We start from the raw sequence: 16,813 nt of genomic DNA, 5'->3' as shown, positions 1-16,813 counted from the left end.
CAATGAATATCCAACTGTGGGAGGGGGCTTGCCCCCGATAGCGGTGTATCAGTACCAGATATCCTGACTGACATACTGCAATCGGGGGCAAGCCCCCTCCCACATTTAAAGATTGAGCTCGACCTCGCCCAACCGCCCACCCTGCGGCCCGAAACTGCGCTCCACCATCCGCCGCGTCCCGTCGGCATTCACGATCAACGCTGTGCTTGCCCGCGTCCCGTAACTCGGGCTGGCAATAAACACACTCGACAGCAAGCTCTCCGTCGCCAAGCCGACGCCGGTATCCGGCAGTTCAGCAAACGGTGCGGTCTGCGGGTCACTCAAGATCCCCAGCAACGCGTCCGGCTGCGGATCGTCGAGGATTTCAACGAGTGCCGCCTTGGCCTTGAGCAGCTTCGGCCAGGGCGTATCCAAACCGGCATTGGATAAACCGTACACGCCCGCCTCCAACCGCGTCGGCTGGGTCTTATTGGCGTTGTAGTGCCAAAGCTCATCCCGCGTGCCCACTAATAGATTAAACCCGGCGTATTCAATCGAACGACCGTTAACTTCCGCCAAATAATCGTCAATCGGCAGCGAACCACTGAGAAAGCGCGCCACCAGCTCACCCCGGGACTTGCGTGACGGCGGCTGGTGCGGGTCGCGGATATTGGTGAGCGCAGCGAAGCGCCCCTCGGCGTTCACCCCCAGCCAAGTGCCGCCCGCTTCCTGATCGCGGCCGGCAAAGACCTGTGGTGCATCCGGCCATTGAGCCAGCGGCAGGCTGGGCCGGGCGTAGAATTCATCACGGTTGGCCGCGACGATCAGCGGTTGGGCATGGCCCGGCCGCCAGGCAAAAACAATCAGGCACATCGGGCGATCCCTTGTGTGTTTTTTCCTCACTCTACCCACAGAACCGCGGGCGTTCCATCGTAACGAAGTTGGGCCGCGCACCTTCCATCCGTTAACATGCCGGGCTGTTTGGTGTGTATGTGAACTTCTTAATTTGATCTCGCAGCTGTAACGCAGGCTTAATCGCGCATCGGCATGGTCCGGTGCGTCATGACTAAATGTTTTAACGAGGAGTCGCAATGCTGCCTTACCCGCAGATCGACCCGGTGGCCCTGGCCATCGGTCCGCTGAAAATCCATTGGTATGGGTTGATGTACCTGATCGGCATCGGCGGTGCCTGGCTGCTGGCGTCCCGGCGCCTGAACCGTTTCGACCCGACCTGGACCAAGGAGAAACTCTCCGACATGGTGTTCTGGTTGTCGATGGGGGTCATTGTCGGTGGGCGACTCGGGTATGTGCTGTTCTACGATCTGTCGGCCTACATCGCCAACCCGACGCTGATCTTTGAGGTGTGGAAGGGCGGCATGGCGTTCCACGGCGGGTTTATCGGCGTGATGATCGCCGCCTGGTGGTTTGGCCGGCGCAACGGCAAGTCGTTTTTCCAGTTGATGGACTTCGTCGCGCCGCTGGTGCCGATTGGCTTGGGCGCCGGGCGCATCGGTAACTTCATCAACGCCGAGCTGTGGGGCAAGCCGACCGATGTGCCGTGGGCCATGGTGTTCCCGCCGTTCAGCGACCCGGCGCAACTGCCGCGCCATCCGTCGCAGCTGTACCAGTTCGCCCTGGAAGGTGTGGCATTGTTCCTCATCCTGTACATCTTCTCGCGCAAGCCACGCCCAACCATGGCCGTGTCGGGAATGTTCGCGCTGTTCTACGGGATCTTCCGCTTCATCGTCGAGTTCGTGCGCGTACCGGATGCGCAGTTGGGCTACCTGGCGTGGGGCTGGTTGACCATGGGGCAGGTGCTCAGCATCCCGATGATCCTGGTCGGCCTGGGCCTGCTGTGGTGGGCTTACAACCGCCCACAAGGCATCAAGAGCACCGCGCTTTAAATTCGAACGCCGAGGCGTGCGCGCCTCGGCTTCAACGATACGGGTACCCACATGAAGCAATACCTCGAACTCCTGCACGACGTCGTGACCAATGGCCTGACCAAGGGCGATCGTACCGGCACCGGCACCAAGGCCGTGTTCGCCCGTCAGTATCGGCATAACCTGGCCGATGGCTTCCCGCTGCTGACCACCAAGAAGCTGCATTTCAAAAGCATCGCCAACGAACTGATCTGGATGTTGAGCGGCAACACCAACATCAAGTGGCTCAACGAAAACGGCGTGCGTATCTGGGATGAATGGGCCACCGAAGACGGCGACCTGGGCCCGGTGTACGGCGAGCAGTGGACCGCCTGGCCAACCAAGGACGGCGGCAAGATCAACCAGATCGACTACATGGTCGAGACGTTGAAGACCAACCCCAACAGCCGCCGCATCCTGTTCCACGGCTGGAACGTCGAATACCTGCCGGACGAAACCAAGAGCCCCCAGGAAAACGCGCGCAACGGCAAGCAGGCCTTGCCACCGTGCCACCTGCTGTACCAGGCCTTTGTGCATGATGGCCATCTGTCGATGCAGTTATACATCCGCAGCTCCGATGTATTCCTCGGCCTGCCCTATAACACTGCCGCCCTGGCGTTGTTGACTCACATGCTGGCCCAGCAGTGCGACCTGATCCCCCACGAGATCATCGTCACCACCGGCGACACCCATGCGTACAGCAACCACATGGAGCAGATCCAGACCCAGCTGGCGCGCACGCCGAAAAAGCTGCCGGAACTGGTGATCAAGCGTAAACCGGCGTCGATCTACGACTACAAGTTCGAAGACTTTGAAATCGTCGGCTACGACGCCGACCCAAGCATCAAGGCTGACGTGGCGATCTGAAGTCTGTCCTGATCTAAATGTGGGAGGGGGCTTGCCCCCGATAGCGGTGGATCAGCCAGCATTTCTATGGCTGACACACCGTAATCGGGGGTAAGCCCCCTCCCACATTTGGTCCGCGTTCACTTAAGTCTAATGCCCGTGGCTTCTGCCCACATGTGACGGCTCGGCCTCGCTGGCCTGCACGCTCCCGCTGACCTCCAAGCGCTGCAAGATCCCGCACTGCGCCCCGCCGCCACAGCGCTGGCGCAAGTCCAGCAATTGCTCCTGCAACGCCAGCAGCCCATCGATCCGCGCTTTGACATGGTGGATATGTTCGTCGATCAACGCATTCACGCTTTCGCATTGATCCTGTGGGCTGTCACGCAGGCTGAGCAGGCTGCGGATTTCTTCCAGGGTCATGTCAAGGCTGCGGCAGTTGCGGATAAAGATCAGCCGCTCGGTGTGCGCCTGGGTGTACACCCGGTAGTTGCCGTCAGTGCGCGCCGGGGGTGGCAGCAGGCTTTCCTTCTCGTAATAACGGATGGTTTCCACCGGGCAGTCGGTCAGTTTGGCCAGTTCGCCGATCTTCATCGCAGCAATCTCCAAATGGGTGCTTGACCCTATAGTGGCTACAGGGTCTTTACTTGGCAACAGGCACATCTACGGACGCGACAGCATGAGCGATTCCCTCCACACCCCGCATAAGCACGATCACGAGCATGATCACGGCGAGCAAACGCTCAAGCCGGTGCATGACCACGGCGGCGGGTGCTGTTCCGGCACCCCGGCGCCTGCAAAAGTACAGTTGAGCGACGCTCCCACCGCCGGCTCGCGCCTGAGCACCTTTCGCATCGAAGCGATGGACTGCCCCACCGAACAGACGCTGATCCAGAACAAGCTGGGCAAGCTCGCCGGTGTGCAGCAGCTGGAATTCAACCTGATCAACCGTATCCTTGGCGTCACCCACGACTTGCCGAGCACTGCGCCGATCATCGATGCCATCAAATCCATCGGCATGCAGGCCGACCCGATCGAAGAAGGCACCCCCGCCGCCGCGCCACCCGCCAAGAAACACTGGTGGCCGCTGGCAGTCTCGGGCGTGGGGGCGTTGGGCGCGGAAGTCCTGCATTTCACGGGCGTGGCGCCGACCTGGGTGATCGCCCTGGTGGCGCTGGTGTCGATTCTCAGCGGTGGCCTCACCACCTACAAAAAGGGCTGGATTGCCCTGAAAAACCTGAACCTGAACATCAACGCGCTGATGAGTATCGCCGTGACCGGCGCCGTGCTGATCGGCCAATGGCCGGAAGCGGCGATGGTGATGTTCCTGTTTACCGTGGCCGAGTTGATCGAGGCCAAGTCCCTGGACCGTGCGCGCAATGCCATCAGCGGCTTGATGCAGATGACCCCGGAGCAGGCCACGGTGCGCCAGGCGGACGGTTCATGGCTGGAGCAAGAGGTCAAAAGTATTGATTTAGGCGCCATCGTGCGGGTAAAGCCTGGCGAACGCATTGGCCTGGACGGTGAGGTGACTGCCGGTCAATCCACTATCGACCAGGCGCCGATCACCGGTGAAAGCCTGCCGATCGAAAAAAACCTGGGCGATAAAGTCTTCGCCGGTACGATCAACCAGGCCGGTTCCCTGGAATACCAGGTGACCGCAGCGGCCAACAATTCCACATTGGCGCGGATCATCCACGCGGTGGAACAGGCCCAGGGCGCCCGGGCGCCGACCCAGCGTTTTGTCGACCGCTTCTCCAAGGTCTATACACCCGCCGTGTTCCTGTTTGCCCTGGGCGTGGCAGTCATACCGCCGCTGTTCATGGCCGGCGTCTGGTTCGACTGGATCTACCGCGCCCTGGTGTTGCTGGTGGTCGCGTGCCCGTGCGCCTTGGTGATTTCTACCCCGGTGACCATTGTCAGCGGCCTTGCGGCGGCGGCGCGCAAAGGCATTCTGATCAAGGGCGGCGTGTACCTGGAGGGCGGTTACAAGCTCAACTACCTCGCCCTGGACAAGACCGGCACCATCACCCACGGCAAGCCGGTACAAACCGACTACTTGCCGCTGTTCGCCACGGTGCAGGACAGCGCGCCGGCGCTGGCCGCGAGTTTGGCCGGCCGTTCCGACCACCCGGTGTCCCTGGCGATCGCCAACGCGGCGTTGGATAAAAACCTGGTGTCCTACGTTGTGGATAACTTCGCGGCATTGCCTGGTCGTGGCGTGCGCGGAGACATAAACGGCGAAACCTACCACCTGGGCAACCACCGTCTGGTGGAAGACCTCGGGCTGTGCTCGCCGGCCTTGGAAGAGAAACTCTTCGCCCTGGAAAAACAAGGCAAGTCCGTGGTGCTGCTGCTCGACAAGTCAGGCCCGCTGGCCCTGTTCGCCGTAGCCGACACGGTCAAGGACAGCAGCCGCGAAGCCATCCGGCAACTGCACGAACTGGGCGTCAAGACCCTGATGCTCACCGGCGATAACACTCACACCGCCCAGGCGATTGCCGCCCAGGTCGGTATCGACCAGGCCCAGGGCGACCTGCTGCCCACCGATAAGCTGCACGCCATTGAAACGCTCTACGGCCAAGGCCACCGCGTCGGCATGGTCGGCGACGGTATCAACGACGCGCCGGCCCTGGCACGCGCCGAAATCGGCTTTGCCATGGCCGCCGCAGGCACCGACACCGCCATCGAGACCGCCGATGTAGCACTGATGGACGATGATCTGCGCAAGATCCCGGCATTCATTCGGCTCTCCAGGCAAACGTCGAGTATCCTCAAACAGAACATCGCCCTGGCGCTGGTGATCAAGGCCATCTTCCTGGCGGTCACCTTCCTGGGCATGGCGACGATGTGGATGGCGGTGTTTGCCGACATGGGCGTCAGCCTGCTGGTGGTGTTCAATGGCCTGCGCCTGTTGCGCAAATAGACGATGAGAGGGTGGTGTGCTGAGTGCTGAGCTGAAGGCGTTTTTCATGGTAGCCCGCCTGGGCAGCATTACCCAGGCGGCGAAAAAGCTCGGCCTGAGCCAACCTACGGTCACTACCCAGATCCGCAACCTGGAAAGCCAATACGGCGTTGAGCTGTTCTATCGTGGCCGCCGCCGCCTGACCGTCAGCGATGAAGGCGCGCGGCTGTTGCCGATGGTCAAGGCGCTGTTGCAGCAGGAAGCGGACATCGAGTTTTTCCTGCGCAATAACGGCCAAGTCCAGGGTACCTTACGGATTGCCGCCACCGCGCCGTACTACATTCTGGACCTGGTCAAAGCCTTTCGCGAACGCCTGCCGCAGGTGGACGTGTCGGTGGAAATCGGCAATTCCCAGCAGGTGCTCGAAGCGCTGGACGACTACCGCGTCGACGTCGCCGCCTCGTCGCAGTTGGTGGAAGACCCGCGTCTGGTGCGCCGCGTGCTGGGCACCGATCCGCTGGTGGTGGCGGTGCATCGCAACCATCCGCTGGCCAAGCTTGATCACGTACCGTTGAGCGCGCTCATCGGGCATACCTTGCTGATGCGTGAAGCGGGTTCTACCACCCGCAGGCTGACGGAAGAGATGCTGAAGAACGCGGGCGTGGGGTACGGGCCGTTGTTGGAGATTGGCAGCCGTGAGTCGATCCGCGAGGCGGTACTGCGCAATATCGGCATCAGCATCATTGCGCGCCAGGAAGTGCCGCATGATCCACAGCTGAAGGTGCTGACCCTCGAGAAGGCGCCGCAGATTCCCGAGTATCTGTACTGCCTCAAGGAGCGTAAAGGTGCCCGGTTGCCGGCGGCTTTCCTTGGCCTGGCCCAGGAAATGTCACCCTTGTAGGAGCGAGCTGATCGTTCCCACGCTCCGCGTGGGAATGCCTCCTGGGACGCTCCGCGTCCCGTCACTGCCGCCCACAGGTGACGCAGAGCGTCACGGGCTGCATTCCTACGCGGGAGCGTAGGAACGATCGGGACCCGGCACCACATTTCTAAGAATCCTACACAAATCCACCAATACCACTATCACCTCCTTTTGCCTTTCTGCCACACCAGCTACGCATTCCCTCCCTAGCATGGCCTTCATCCGTTCGATGAGGTGCCACCATGAACACAGCCCTGACCCAACCCGGCGCGCCGATGAAGGTGCGCGGTATCCAGAAACGCTTCGGCGCCTTTACCGCGTTGGACAACGTGTCCCTGGACGTTGCCGCTGGCGAGCTGGTGTGCCTGCTGGGCCCGTCCGGCTGCGGCAAAACCACGTTGCTGCGCTGCATCGCCGGGCTTGAGCGCCAGGACAGCGGCGAGCTTTACCTGGGTGACCGCGATGTTTCCCGGCTGCCGCCCCAGGCGCGGGACTACGGCATTTTGTTCCAGTCCTACGCGCTGTTTCCCAACCTGACCGTTGAAGCGAACATCGGCTACGGCCTCGCCGGCTGCGGCCGTGATGAGGTGCGCAAGCGTGTCGGGCAAATGCTCGAATTGGTCGGCCTGCTCGGCAGCGAAAAGAAATTCCCCGGCCAGTTGTCCGGGGGCCAGCAGCAACGTGTCGCGCTGGCGCGGGCCCTGGCGCCGGCGCCTTCGTTATTGCTGTTGGATGAACCCATGTCGGCCCTCGACGCGCGGGTGCGCGAGCATCTGTGTACCGAGCTGCGCCAACTTCAGCGCCGCCTGGGCATCACCACGCTGATGGTCACCCACAACCAGGACGAGGCCATGTTGATGGCCGACCGCATCGCGGTCATGCACAACGGCAAGGTCGAGCAGTACGCCACGCCGCAGGAAATCTATGACCGCCCGGCCACGCCGTTCGTGGCGGAGTTCGTCGGCCAGGGCAACTGGCTGCCGTTCAGCCGCAACAGCGCCAGCCATGCCCAGGTCGGCGGGATGAATGTGCGACTGGCCGATGACGCCGGCATCGCCAAATCCGGCCGGCTGTTCTGCCGCCCGGAAGCGATCAGCGTGAACCCGCCGGTGCATGAGGAAAACCTGTTCCCGGCCAAAGTCCGCGAGATCACCTTCCTGGGTAATCGCTGCCGCATGAGTTTTGAGCTGGAGCAGTTGCCGGGCCACCCACTGCTGGCCGAGCTGGCGCCGGAAGCCATGCCGCGCCTGGGGGCCCAGGACATTCTGGTGGCCCTGCCGCCGCGCAGCTTGCAGGTGTTCGCCTGAGATGGTCATGGAGACGGCGATGACACTGCCGCGCGAAATTTCTCGGGCTGAAGCGGGCGACCGCCTGTTTGTGGTCGGCGGCAAATTAGTGTGGCTGGGCCTGTTGGTCGTGGCGGTGTTGCTGCCGCTGCTGGCGATTTTCTGGCGTGGCTTCAGCAGCGAAGCCGGGCAGGGTGGCGGGCTGACCGCCGCACGCGAGCTGCTGACCAGTGCCAACTTCCACTGGTTGCTGGGCAATAGCCTGAAAGTTTCCCTGAGCGTCGCGGCCATCGTCGTACCGCTGGCCTATCTGTTTGCCTACGCGCTGCAGCGCACCTTGATCCCCGGCAAGGTGATCTGGCGCGGCGTGTCGCTGCTGCCCTTGATGACGCCATCGATGTTGCCGGGCATTGCACTGGTGTATCTGTTCGGCAACCAGGGGCTGCTGCGCGGGTTGCTCTCGGACAACATCTACGGCTTCTGGGGCATTGTGCTGGGTGAGGTGATTTACACCTTCCCACACGCCCTGATGATTCTGCTGTCGGCCTTGTCGCTGGCGGATGCGCGCTTGTTCGACGCGGCCTCAAGCATGGGCGCCAGCCCGGCCCGAGCGTTTCGCAGCATCACCTGGCCGGCCACGCGCCAGGCGGTGTTCGCGGCACTTTGCCTGGTGTTCACCTTGACCATCACCGACTTCGGCGTGCCCGTGGTGGTGGGCGGGGACTACCAGGTGCTGGCGCTGGAAGCCTACAAGGCGGTGGTCGGCCAGCAGCAGTTCGGCCGCGGCGCGTTGATCGGCATGGTGCTGCTGTTGCCGGCGCTGTTCAGCTTTGGTGTGGATGCGTGGTTGCGGCGCCGTCACGGCGACGCCATGAGCGGGCGTGCCCAGGTATTTCAACCACTGGCGTCGCGTTCCAGGGACGGCTGCTACCTGGCTATCGTGCTGCTGATCTGCGCGGCGTTGCTGCTGGTGTTCGGCATGGCGGTGTATTCCTCGCTGGTCAAGTTCTGGCCCTACAACCTGTCGCTGTCCTTGAACCACTACCAGTTCGAAGACACTGCCGGCGGCGGCTGGCTGGCCTATCGCAACAGCCTGACCATGGCGCTGTGCACGGCGTTGATCGGCAGTGCGCTGATCTTCACCGGCGCCTACCTGATGGAAAAAACCAAGGGCCAACAAGGCCTGAACCTGGCCCTGCGCCTGCTCAGCTTTGTGCCGATGGCCGTACCGGGCCTGGTGCTGGGCCTGGGCTACGTGTTCTTTTTCAACCTTGGCGGCAACCCGCTGCATGTGTTCTACGGCAGCATGGCACTGCTGGTGGTGTGCACCATTGCTCACTATCTGACCACTGCGCAAATGACCGCCACCACTGCGCTGCGCCAACTGGACGTGGCATTCGAAGCCGCCGCGTTGTCCCTCAAGGCGCCGCTCTACCGCCACTACTTGAAAGTGACGGTACCGATCTGCCTGCCGGCGCTGCTGGATATTCTGCGTTACCTGTTCGTGTCGGCGATGACCACCGTCTCCGCTGCGATCTTTCTCTACAGCCCCGACACCATCCTCGCCGCCGTCGCCGTCTTGAACATGGACGATGCCGGCAATGTGGGCGGCGCTGCGGCCATGTCGACCCTGATCCTGTTCACCTCAGGCAGCGTCTCGCTGCTGCTGGCGTGGGCTTCACGTGGCGCCTTGCGCCGCTCCCAAGCCTGGCGCCAGACCGCGCCCGGGCAATGATTCTTCAAAGGAGGTATTCGATGTTCAAGCCACTGGCGCTGGTCGCTGCCGTACTCACCGCATTCAGCCTGAATGCCTTCGCCAACACCGAGTTGACCGTGTACACGGCCCTCGAAGCCGAGCAGTTGAAGACCTACAAAAAGGCCTTCGAGCAGGCCAACCCGGACATCCAGATCAAGTGGGTACGCGACTCCACCGGCATCATCACCGCCAAGCTGTTGGCTGAAAAGGACCGCCCGCAGGCCGACGTGGTGTGGGGCCTGGCCGCCTCCAGCCTGGCGATCCTCGATCAACAAGGCATGCTCGATCGTTACGCGCCGAAGGACCTGGACAAGATCGGCAAAAACTACCGCGACGCCGCCAACCCACCGGCCTGGGTCGGCATGGATGTGTGGGCGGCGACCATTTGCTTCAACACCGTCGAAGCCGAGAAACAGGGCCTGAGCAAACCGGTGAGTTGGCAGGACCTGACCAAGCCTGAGTACAAGGGCAAGATCGTGATGCCCAACCCGGCGTCCTCCGGTACCGGCTTTCTGGACGTAAGCGCCTGGTTGCAAACCTTTGGTGAGCAGCAGGGCTGGCAGTACATGGACGAGCTGCACCAGAACATCGGCCAGTACGTTCACTCCGGCTCCAAGCCGTGCAAGCTGGCGGCGTCCGGGGAGTTTCCGATTGGTATTTCGTTTGAATACCCGGCCGTACAGCTCAAGCGCCAGGGGGCGCCGCTGGACATCATCTTGCCGAAGGAAGGCCTGGGCTGGGAAATCGAGGCGACGGCGGTGATCAAGGGCACGGCCCACGCCGATGCCGCCAGGAAACTCGCGGACTTCTCCGCCAGCCCGGCGGCGATGGAGCTGTACAAGGACAACTTCGCGGTACTGGCCCAGCCAGGGATTGCCAAGCCACAGACCGAATTGCCCGCCGATTACGAGCAGCGGTTGATCAAGAACGACTTTGCCTGGGCCTCGAAGAACCGCGACAGCATCCTGGCGCAATGGCGCAAGCGCTATGACGGCAAGTCGGAGAAGGTGGCGGGGCAGTAAGGGTACCGATCGTTCCCACGCTCCGCGTGGTAACGCCGCTCCGGACGCTCCGCGTCCGCTCTTGAAGGTCGTGACGCGGAGCGTCACTGGATGAATTCCCACGCGGAGCGCGGGAACGAGAGGACAGTATGAGTAGTGACCTGTTAATTGTCGGCGCCGGCATTCTCGGCCTCTCCCATGCCTACGCCGCTGCCAGGCGCGGGCTCAAGGTCAAGGTTTTCGAACGCAGCGCTACCCCGCTGGGCGCCTCGGTGCGCAACTTCGGCCAGGCGCTGGTCACTGGTCAACCGCCGGGGCCGATGCTCGACCTGGCGCGGCAAAGCCGCGATATCTGGGCACACTGGGCGCACGTCGCCGGCTTTGAGCTCAAGCGCAATGGCTCCTACCTGTTCGCCCGTACCGAAGCCGAAGAGCACCTGCTCGACGCCTTCTGCGCCGGGCGTGCCCGCGAGCACGGCTACAACGTGGCATTGCTGCAAGGCACGGCGTTGAACGATCTGTACGGTGGCCAGTTCCGCCATCACCGCGCCGCGCTGCATGGCGAGGACGATCAGCAACTGTATTCGCGCGAAGCGATCCCGGCGCTGATCAACTACCTGGCCCAGGAACTGAATGTGGAATTTCATTTTTCGACCCTGGTGCGCCACGTCGAGCCGGGCCAGTTGCACAGCACGGCGGGTCGTTTTCGCGGCGAGCAGATCATTGTCTGTTCCGGGCACGACTACCAGACCCTGCTGGCCGACTCGATTGCCCCGCTCAACCCACACATCTGCCGCCTGCAAATGCTGCGGGCGCGCCCGACGCTTGAGCTGAACCTGCAACACGCCGTGTTGACCGGCCTCAGTTGCGTGCATTACGGCGCGTTCGCCGACTTGCCGCAAGCTGCGTCGGTGCAGGCGCAGATCCTGCGCGAAGCACCGCACCTGCATGAGCACGGCATTCACCTGCTGATCAGCCCTACGCCCCATGGCGACCTGATCATCGGCGATTCCCATGATTACGGCAGCGATGCCTCGCCGTTCAACGCCGAGCAGGTCGATGACTGGCTGATCGAGCTGGCCGAGCAGACCCTGGGCTGCACACTCCAGGTGCTGGAGCGTTGGCAGGGCGTATATGGCTCGCGTGGGCCCGCGCCGTTTTCGTTTGTGCAGGCGGCTGCCGGCATCAGCATTGCGCTGATGCATACCGGTGTGGGCATGAGTGTGGGGCCGGCCATGGCCGAGCGAAATATCACGGCACTGTGGGGGCCGGCGCGCTAATGGCGGATCAGGCTTCGTCCAACCGCTGAGCCAGCGCCTCGATTTGCTCCTGACGCTCGGCCTGGCTCAACCTGGAGTGGGGGTTGAGCGATGACCATTGCGGATAGGCGCGCGCTTTGTTCAAGGCATCTGGCAGCTTGCCTTCGCGCCAGGTTTTATCCTGGGGCGTATCGACCTTGATGCCGTGCATCGCCGCATGGCCGCGCAGGTTCAAGGCCTTGAGCAACTGGCGTTGGCGCAGGGCAAGCAGGCGCAGCACGCTGTCATCGACGGTCAGCTCGCGCTGGCCTTTGATTTTGCCGAGCAGGCGGCCGCCATAACTGCGTGCGGTCTGCAGCGCGCCACCGGCAATCGCACCGGCGATGGCGGCGGCGCCGAGGGTCAAGCCGCCGACCAACAGGTCTACGCCCGCGCCGGCTGCCGCGCCTGCGGCGATCCCGCCACCCACGCGCACCCCAAGCTGTTTGAGGGTTTCGGGGTTGAACAGGTCGTCGCCCCAGCGTCCGTCCAGCAGCGGCAGGTCGCTGGCGGCGGCGTCCTGCGGGCGGAAGCCGAACAGCTTGAGCAGGGAATCCACGCACTTTTGTTCGCGTTGGCGCACGGACTTGCGCAGTTCGCTGATCGCGTGCGGCTCATCTGCGGTCATTACGCTGCGCCGGCACGCTGCGCAGTCGATCAACAATTCGGCGATCAAGCGTGCGGCGCTTTGCTGGCGCGCCTGGCGTTGGGCTTGCTGGTCGAGGATCAACCGCTCCAACTGCGGCCGTGCGTTTTCCAGCAGCAGGGCCAGGCTTTCATACAACCGCTGTTCGCCGTCTTCCGGCGGCGCCACGCTGTCAAAGCGCACCAGCGCATGCAGGCCAAGGCGAGCCAGAGCTTCGCGCCACTGGGGCTCGCGGTGTTCGCTGCTGCTGACGAAATTGAGCACCGGCAGCAAGGGTTTGCCGCAGCTGGCCAGCACCTGCAACTCGTCGCGGTACTTGGCCAGTACCGGTTCGCGGGCGTCGATCACGTACAGGCCGCCATCCGAGGCCAGCAGTTGGCGCAGCACCTTGGCTTCCTGTTCGAAGCGTTGGCGCGCTTCGCTGCCTTCCAGGAACCGCGTCAGGCGGGCCGGGCCATCCAGGCGTTCACCGGGGCGGTCGAGGCGTTCCAGGTAGTCGAGCAGGGCGATGGCGTCTTCCAGGCCGGGTGTGTCGTACAGCTCCAGCAAGGCTTCGCCATCCACCGACAAGCGCGCACCTTCGACATGCCGCGTGGTGCTGGGGCGATGGGAGACTTCGCCAAAGCCGACATCGCGGGTCAGGGTGCGCAGCAGTGAGGTCTTGCCCACGTTGGTATGGCCGACTACGGCGAGCTTCAGGGGTTTAGTCATGACCGCTCTCCAGCCAGTTCAACGGTGCGCAGTCGGCGAAGGGCAGCTCAAGCTGTTGCAGCGCGCTGTGCCAGTCGCCCAGGCGCTCGGCATCCAGCGCCTGGCCGGGCGGCGCTTGCAGCAGCCACACCCGTGTGGCCGCGGCACTGCGCGCCAGTTCGGCGATCAGCGCCAGGCTGCCACGGTCGGGCGAGCGACGCGGATCGCAGGCGATGGCCAGGCGCGCGGGCGGGAAGCGTGTGAGCTGCTCCAGCAGTCTGTTGCGCGATTCACGGCTGTCGAGAATGCCGGCGTTCTTGACCGTGCCGGGCAGTTTGGGCGGCCAGGGGCGCTGCTCGTCCAGTTCGATGGCAACCAGCAGCGCGCCGTCGCTGTGCAGCTCACTGACGCCGCCCGCCACCTGGTGCAGGTGTTCCGGCGCCGCATCGTTGACCCCCAGCCGCTCGCTGCTCGGCATCAGGCGCTCGCGCAGTTGGGCATAGCCGGGCTGGGTGAGGTCCAGGCCCAAGGCCGCGCGCCCACGTTTCCAGCGCCACAGGCACAGCAGCGCCAGTACCAGCCGGGGCAGCACCCCGTAGACCAGCAACACCCCCACCAACCAGGCGGCCCAGGCCTGGCGGGCGCTTTCGATATTCAGTGCGGAGTCGCCGCTGGCGCGGATCATCTCGACCGTCGGTACGTTGAAGCCGAGCAGGGCGGGCAGGGTGCCGAGGGCCTGGGTGACGGCGATGAAGGTATCCGCTCCCAGGATGGTGGTTTCCCACACGAAGCCGTAACGCCGGGTGGCGAGCAGCATCAGCAAAACCAGCAGGGCGCTGAGCAACGCCAGCAACCACAGGCTGTTGACCAGCATACCGACTGCCCAGCGGTTGAGTTTCTGGCGCTGCAACAACAGCAGCAGTGCCGGTGCCAGCTGCGCGGCCTTGGCGTCGCGCGCAAGTTTTTCGCTGAGCCACAGCCACAGGCGACCGAGGCTGGCGCTGTGTTCGCCGGCAAATACCAGGCCCAGGGCCCAACTGAGCAGCAGGATCAGGTTCAGGCCGAGCAGGCTGCCCAGGGCCCAGAACACATTCACCGGGGTAACGCCGTTGCCCAGCGCGGCAAACGCCAGGCCGGCGCCGCTGATAACCGCGACTATCGCCAGCAGTATCACGGCCAGGCGCGCGCCTTGCAGCCAGCGACTGAGCGCGCCGGTCAGGCCGTCGCGTTCTGCCAGGTGCAGCGCACGTTGCGCGATACGCGTTGGCAGGTCGCCATCGGCCGAGCGGGCCAGGCGGTTGGCTTCGAGGTCTTCCAGGGGGCCGGCGTGTTCTTCGCGCAGGCGCACGGTTTCGGTCAGCCAGAGTGTGTGCAGCGGGTTCAGTGCAGTCACGCGCCATCCTGTTGTGTTCGTGAGGTTGGAGCATAACCGCTGACTCGCAGCTCTGGTATTCTCGTCGCCATGAAAAAAACTCTCCCTTTAAGCCTGATCGCAGCCCTCGGTGAAAACCGCGTGATCGGCGTCGACAACAGCATGCCCTGGCATTTGCCGGGGGATTTCAAATATTTCAAGGCCACCACCCTGGGCAAGCCGATCATCATGGGGCGCAAGACCTGGGATTCCCTGGGCCGACCGTTGCCGGGGCGGCTGAACATTGTGGTCAGCCGTCAGACCGATCTGGTGCTTGAAGGTGCGCAAGTGTTTGCGTCACTGGAAGCTGCGGTTGAACGCGCCGAGGCGTGGGCACTGGAGCAGGGCGTGGATGAGCTGATGCTGATCGGCGGTGCGCAGCTGTATGCGCAGGGGCTGGAATATGCCGATCGCCTGTACTTGACGCGGGTGGCGTTGAGCCCGGAAGGGGATGCGTGGTTTCCGGAGTTTGATCAGAGCCAGTGGAAGTTGGTGTCGAATCTGGAGAACCCGGCAGAGGGTGATAAACCGGCTTACAACTTCGAAGTGTGGGAAAAGGCCTAAAAGCATCGGGGGCAAGCCCCCTCCCACATTTGAATGTATTCACAAATCAAAGTGTGGGAGGGGCTTGCCCCCGATAGCGTCCTATCAGGCCTGCGCCAACTCAGTATGCTCATCGGCATCGAGCAACGCTTTATCCGTCTGCCCCATAAGCTGGCTGGTAATCGCCCCCGCCGTCATCGAGCCATTCACGTTCAACGCCGTGCGGCCCATATCAATCAGCGGCTCCACGGAAATCAGCAGCGCCACCAGTGATACCGGCAAGCCCATGGCCGGCAGCACGATCAGTGCCGCGAAGGTCGCACCGCCGCCCACGCCCGCCACACCGGCCGAACTCAGGGTGACGATGGCTACCAAGGTCGCGATCCACAGTGGATCCAGCGGGTTGATGCCGACGGTCGGCGCAACCATCACCGCCAGCATCGCAGGATAAAGCCCTGCACAGCCGTTCTGGCCGATGGTCGCGCCAAACGAAGCGGCGAAACCGGCGATTGACTGCGGGATGCCAAGGCGACGGGTCTGCGCTTCGATGCTCAAGGGGATCGAGGCCGCGCTGGAGCGGCTGGTGAAGGCAAAGGTCAGTACCGGCCAGACCTTGCGGAAGAAGCGCAGCGGATTGACCCCGGCCAGCGACAGCAATAGGCCATGCACCACGAACATCAGGCCCAGGGCCAGGTACGACACCACGACGAAACTGCCGAGCTTGATGATGTCCTGCAGGTTGGAGCTGGCGACCACCTTGGTCATCAGCGCCAGTACGCCGTATGGGGTCAGCTTCATGACCAGGCGCACCAGGCGCATCACCCAGGCTTGCAGGGTGTCGATGACGTTGAGCACTTTCTGGCCTTTTTCCACGTCATCCTTGAGCAGTTGCAGCGCAGCAACCCCCAGGAATGCGGCGAAAATCACCACGCTGATGATCGACGTCGGCTTGGCCCGGGCCAGGTCGGCGAACGGGTTGGCCGGCACGAACGACAGCAGCAATTGCGGGATATTCAGGTCGGCGACCTTGCCCGCGTAATCGTTCTGGATCACTTGCAGGCGCGCCATTTCCTGGGTGCCGGCGACCAGGCCTTCGGCAGTCAGGCCGAACAGGTTGGTCAGGCCGATACCGATCAGCGCGGCAATCGCGGTGGTGAACAGCAGGGTGCCGATGGTCAGGAAGCTGATCTTGCCCAGGGACGAAGCATTGTGCAGACGCGCCACGGCACTGAGGATCGAGGCGAACACCAGCGGAATCACGATCATTTGCAGCAGTTGCACATAGCCGTTGCCGACCAGGTCGAACCAGCCGATGGAAGCCTTGAGCACCGGGTGGCCGGCGCCATAGATGGCGTGCAACACCACACCGAATACCACGCCAAGCACCAGGGCGAACAGCACCTTCTTGGCGAGGCTCCAGTGGGTACGGCCGGTTTGTGCCAGGCCCAGCAACAGGGCCACGAACACCAGTAAGTTGAGAATCAGGGGAAGATTCATTGAAGCTCCGTTGAGAAGGCAGCCAATCGCGTGAGCCTGCGATTGCGAACCGGAGAGCCTAACAGCTTGAAATATATTGATTTAATACCGATATGGAATGGTCACTGTCGTTTT

General features: G+C 63.0%; 14 protein-coding genes. 9 read left to right on the top strand and 5 right to left on the bottom strand.

What is annotated here, in order from left to right:
* Positions 1-105: 105 nt before the first annotated feature.
* The gene (locus C4J91_RS25940) at positions 106-852 is read right to left on the bottom strand and encodes an NRDE family protein (RefSeq protein WP_124364846.1); all 747 of its coding nucleotides are present in this window, start codon (positions 850-852) and stop codon (positions 106-108) included.
* A gap of 218 nt (positions 853-1,070) precedes the next feature.
* Between C4J91_RS25940 and lgt the strand changes: the two genes are divergently transcribed.
* Both lgt and C4J91_RS25930 read left to right on the top strand, forming a co-directional pair.
* A complete protein-coding gene (gene lgt, locus C4J91_RS25935; protein ID WP_122542012.1) occupies positions 1,071-1,883 on the top strand; it encodes a prolipoprotein diacylglyceryl transferase in 813 nt (270 codons plus the stop codon).
* 51 nt (positions 1,884-1,934) lie between these two features.
* Complete coding sequence (locus C4J91_RS25930; RefSeq protein WP_124364845.1) at positions 1,935-2,768, top strand: thymidylate synthase; 834 nt, start codon at positions 1,935-1,937, stop codon at positions 2,766-2,768.
* Positions 2,769-2,897: 129 nt separating this feature from the next.
* On the opposite strand, the gene cadR is transcribed toward C4J91_RS25930, so the two are convergent.
* On the bottom strand, positions 2,898-3,338 hold the full coding sequence (gene cadR, locus C4J91_RS25925) for a Cd(II)/Pb(II)-responsive transcriptional regulator (RefSeq protein ID WP_124364844.1): 441 nt from the start codon (positions 3,336-3,338) through the stop codon (positions 2,898-2,900).
* A gap of 85 nt (positions 3,339-3,423) precedes the next feature.
* Between cadR and C4J91_RS25920 the strand changes: the two genes are divergently transcribed.
* From C4J91_RS25920 to C4J91_RS25890, 6 genes are all read left to right on the top strand, one after another.
* Positions 3,424-5,670 carry a heavy metal translocating P-type ATPase gene (locus C4J91_RS25920; RefSeq protein WP_124364843.1) on the top strand — a complete coding sequence of 749 codons (2,247 nt, stop codon included), beginning with the start codon at positions 3,424-3,426 and terminating at the stop codon, positions 5,668-5,670.
* Positions 5,671-5,686: 16 nt separating this feature from the next.
* Positions 5,687-6,550 (top strand): LysR family transcriptional regulator, encoded by an 864-nt coding sequence (locus tag C4J91_RS25915; RefSeq protein WP_124364842.1) that lies wholly within the window; start codon positions 5,687-5,689, stop codon positions 6,548-6,550.
* A 263-nt stretch (positions 6,551-6,813) separates the two neighbouring features.
* Positions 6,814-7,878, top strand: coding sequence for a putative 2-aminoethylphosphonate ABC transporter ATP-binding protein (locus tag C4J91_RS25905; protein ID WP_124364841.1), 1,065 nt, complete (start codon positions 6,814-6,816; stop codon positions 7,876-7,878).
* 7 nt (positions 7,879-7,885) lie between these two features.
* Positions 7,886-9,592, top strand: a complete 1,707-nt coding sequence (locus tag C4J91_RS25900; protein ID WP_177412838.1) for a putative 2-aminoethylphosphonate ABC transporter permease subunit — start codon at positions 7,886-7,888, stop codon at positions 9,590-9,592.
* A gap of 20 nt (positions 9,593-9,612) precedes the next feature.
* A complete protein-coding gene (locus C4J91_RS25895) occupies positions 9,613-10,635 on the top strand; it encodes a putative 2-aminoethylphosphonate ABC transporter substrate-binding protein (RefSeq protein ID WP_124364839.1) in 1,023 nt (340 codons plus the stop codon).
* 128 nt (positions 10,636-10,763) lie between these two features.
* Positions 10,764-11,894: a TIGR03364 family FAD-dependent oxidoreductase gene (locus C4J91_RS25890; protein ID WP_124364838.1), complete on the top strand. Its 1,131-nt coding sequence runs from the start codon at positions 10,764-10,766 to the stop codon at positions 11,892-11,894.
* A 7-nt stretch (positions 11,895-11,901) separates the two neighbouring features.
* On the opposite strand, the gene C4J91_RS25885 is transcribed toward C4J91_RS25890, so the two are convergent.
* Together C4J91_RS25885 and C4J91_RS25880 are read right to left on the bottom strand one after the other, a co-directional pair.
* The gene (locus C4J91_RS25885) at positions 11,902-13,269 is read right to left on the bottom strand and encodes a DUF3482 domain-containing protein (RefSeq protein WP_124364837.1); all 1,368 of its coding nucleotides are present in this window, start codon (positions 13,267-13,269) and stop codon (positions 11,902-11,904) included.
* Positions 13,262-14,641 (bottom strand): DUF2868 domain-containing protein, encoded by a 1,380-nt coding sequence (locus tag C4J91_RS25880; protein WP_124364836.1) that lies wholly within the window; start codon positions 14,639-14,641, stop codon positions 13,262-13,264. The genes C4J91_RS25885 and C4J91_RS25880 overlap by 8 nt, the downstream gene beginning before the upstream one ends.
* 69 nt (positions 14,642-14,710) lie before the next feature.
* Here C4J91_RS25880 and C4J91_RS25875 point away from each other — a divergent pair, with 69 nt between their 5' ends.
* Entirely contained in the window at positions 14,711-15,223 is a 513-nt protein-coding gene (locus tag C4J91_RS25875) for a dihydrofolate reductase (RefSeq protein WP_124364835.1), read from the top strand.
* Positions 15,224-15,307: 84 nt separating this feature from the next.
* Here C4J91_RS25875 and C4J91_RS25870 read toward each other — a convergent pair whose 3' ends face one another.
* Positions 15,308-16,699 (bottom strand): L-cystine transporter, encoded by a 1,392-nt coding sequence (locus C4J91_RS25870; protein WP_124364834.1) that lies wholly within the window; start codon positions 16,697-16,699, stop codon positions 15,308-15,310.
* Between the last annotated feature and the right edge of the window lie 114 nt (positions 16,700-16,813).

This window comes from Pseudomonas sp. R3-52-08 (genome assembly GCF_003851745.1).
Classification (GTDB): domain Bacteria; phylum Pseudomonadota; class Gammaproteobacteria; order Pseudomonadales; family Pseudomonadaceae; genus Aquipseudomonas.
The sequence above is the reverse complement of the archived record's forward strand: the minus strand, read 5'-3'. Positions and strand labels throughout refer to the sequence as shown.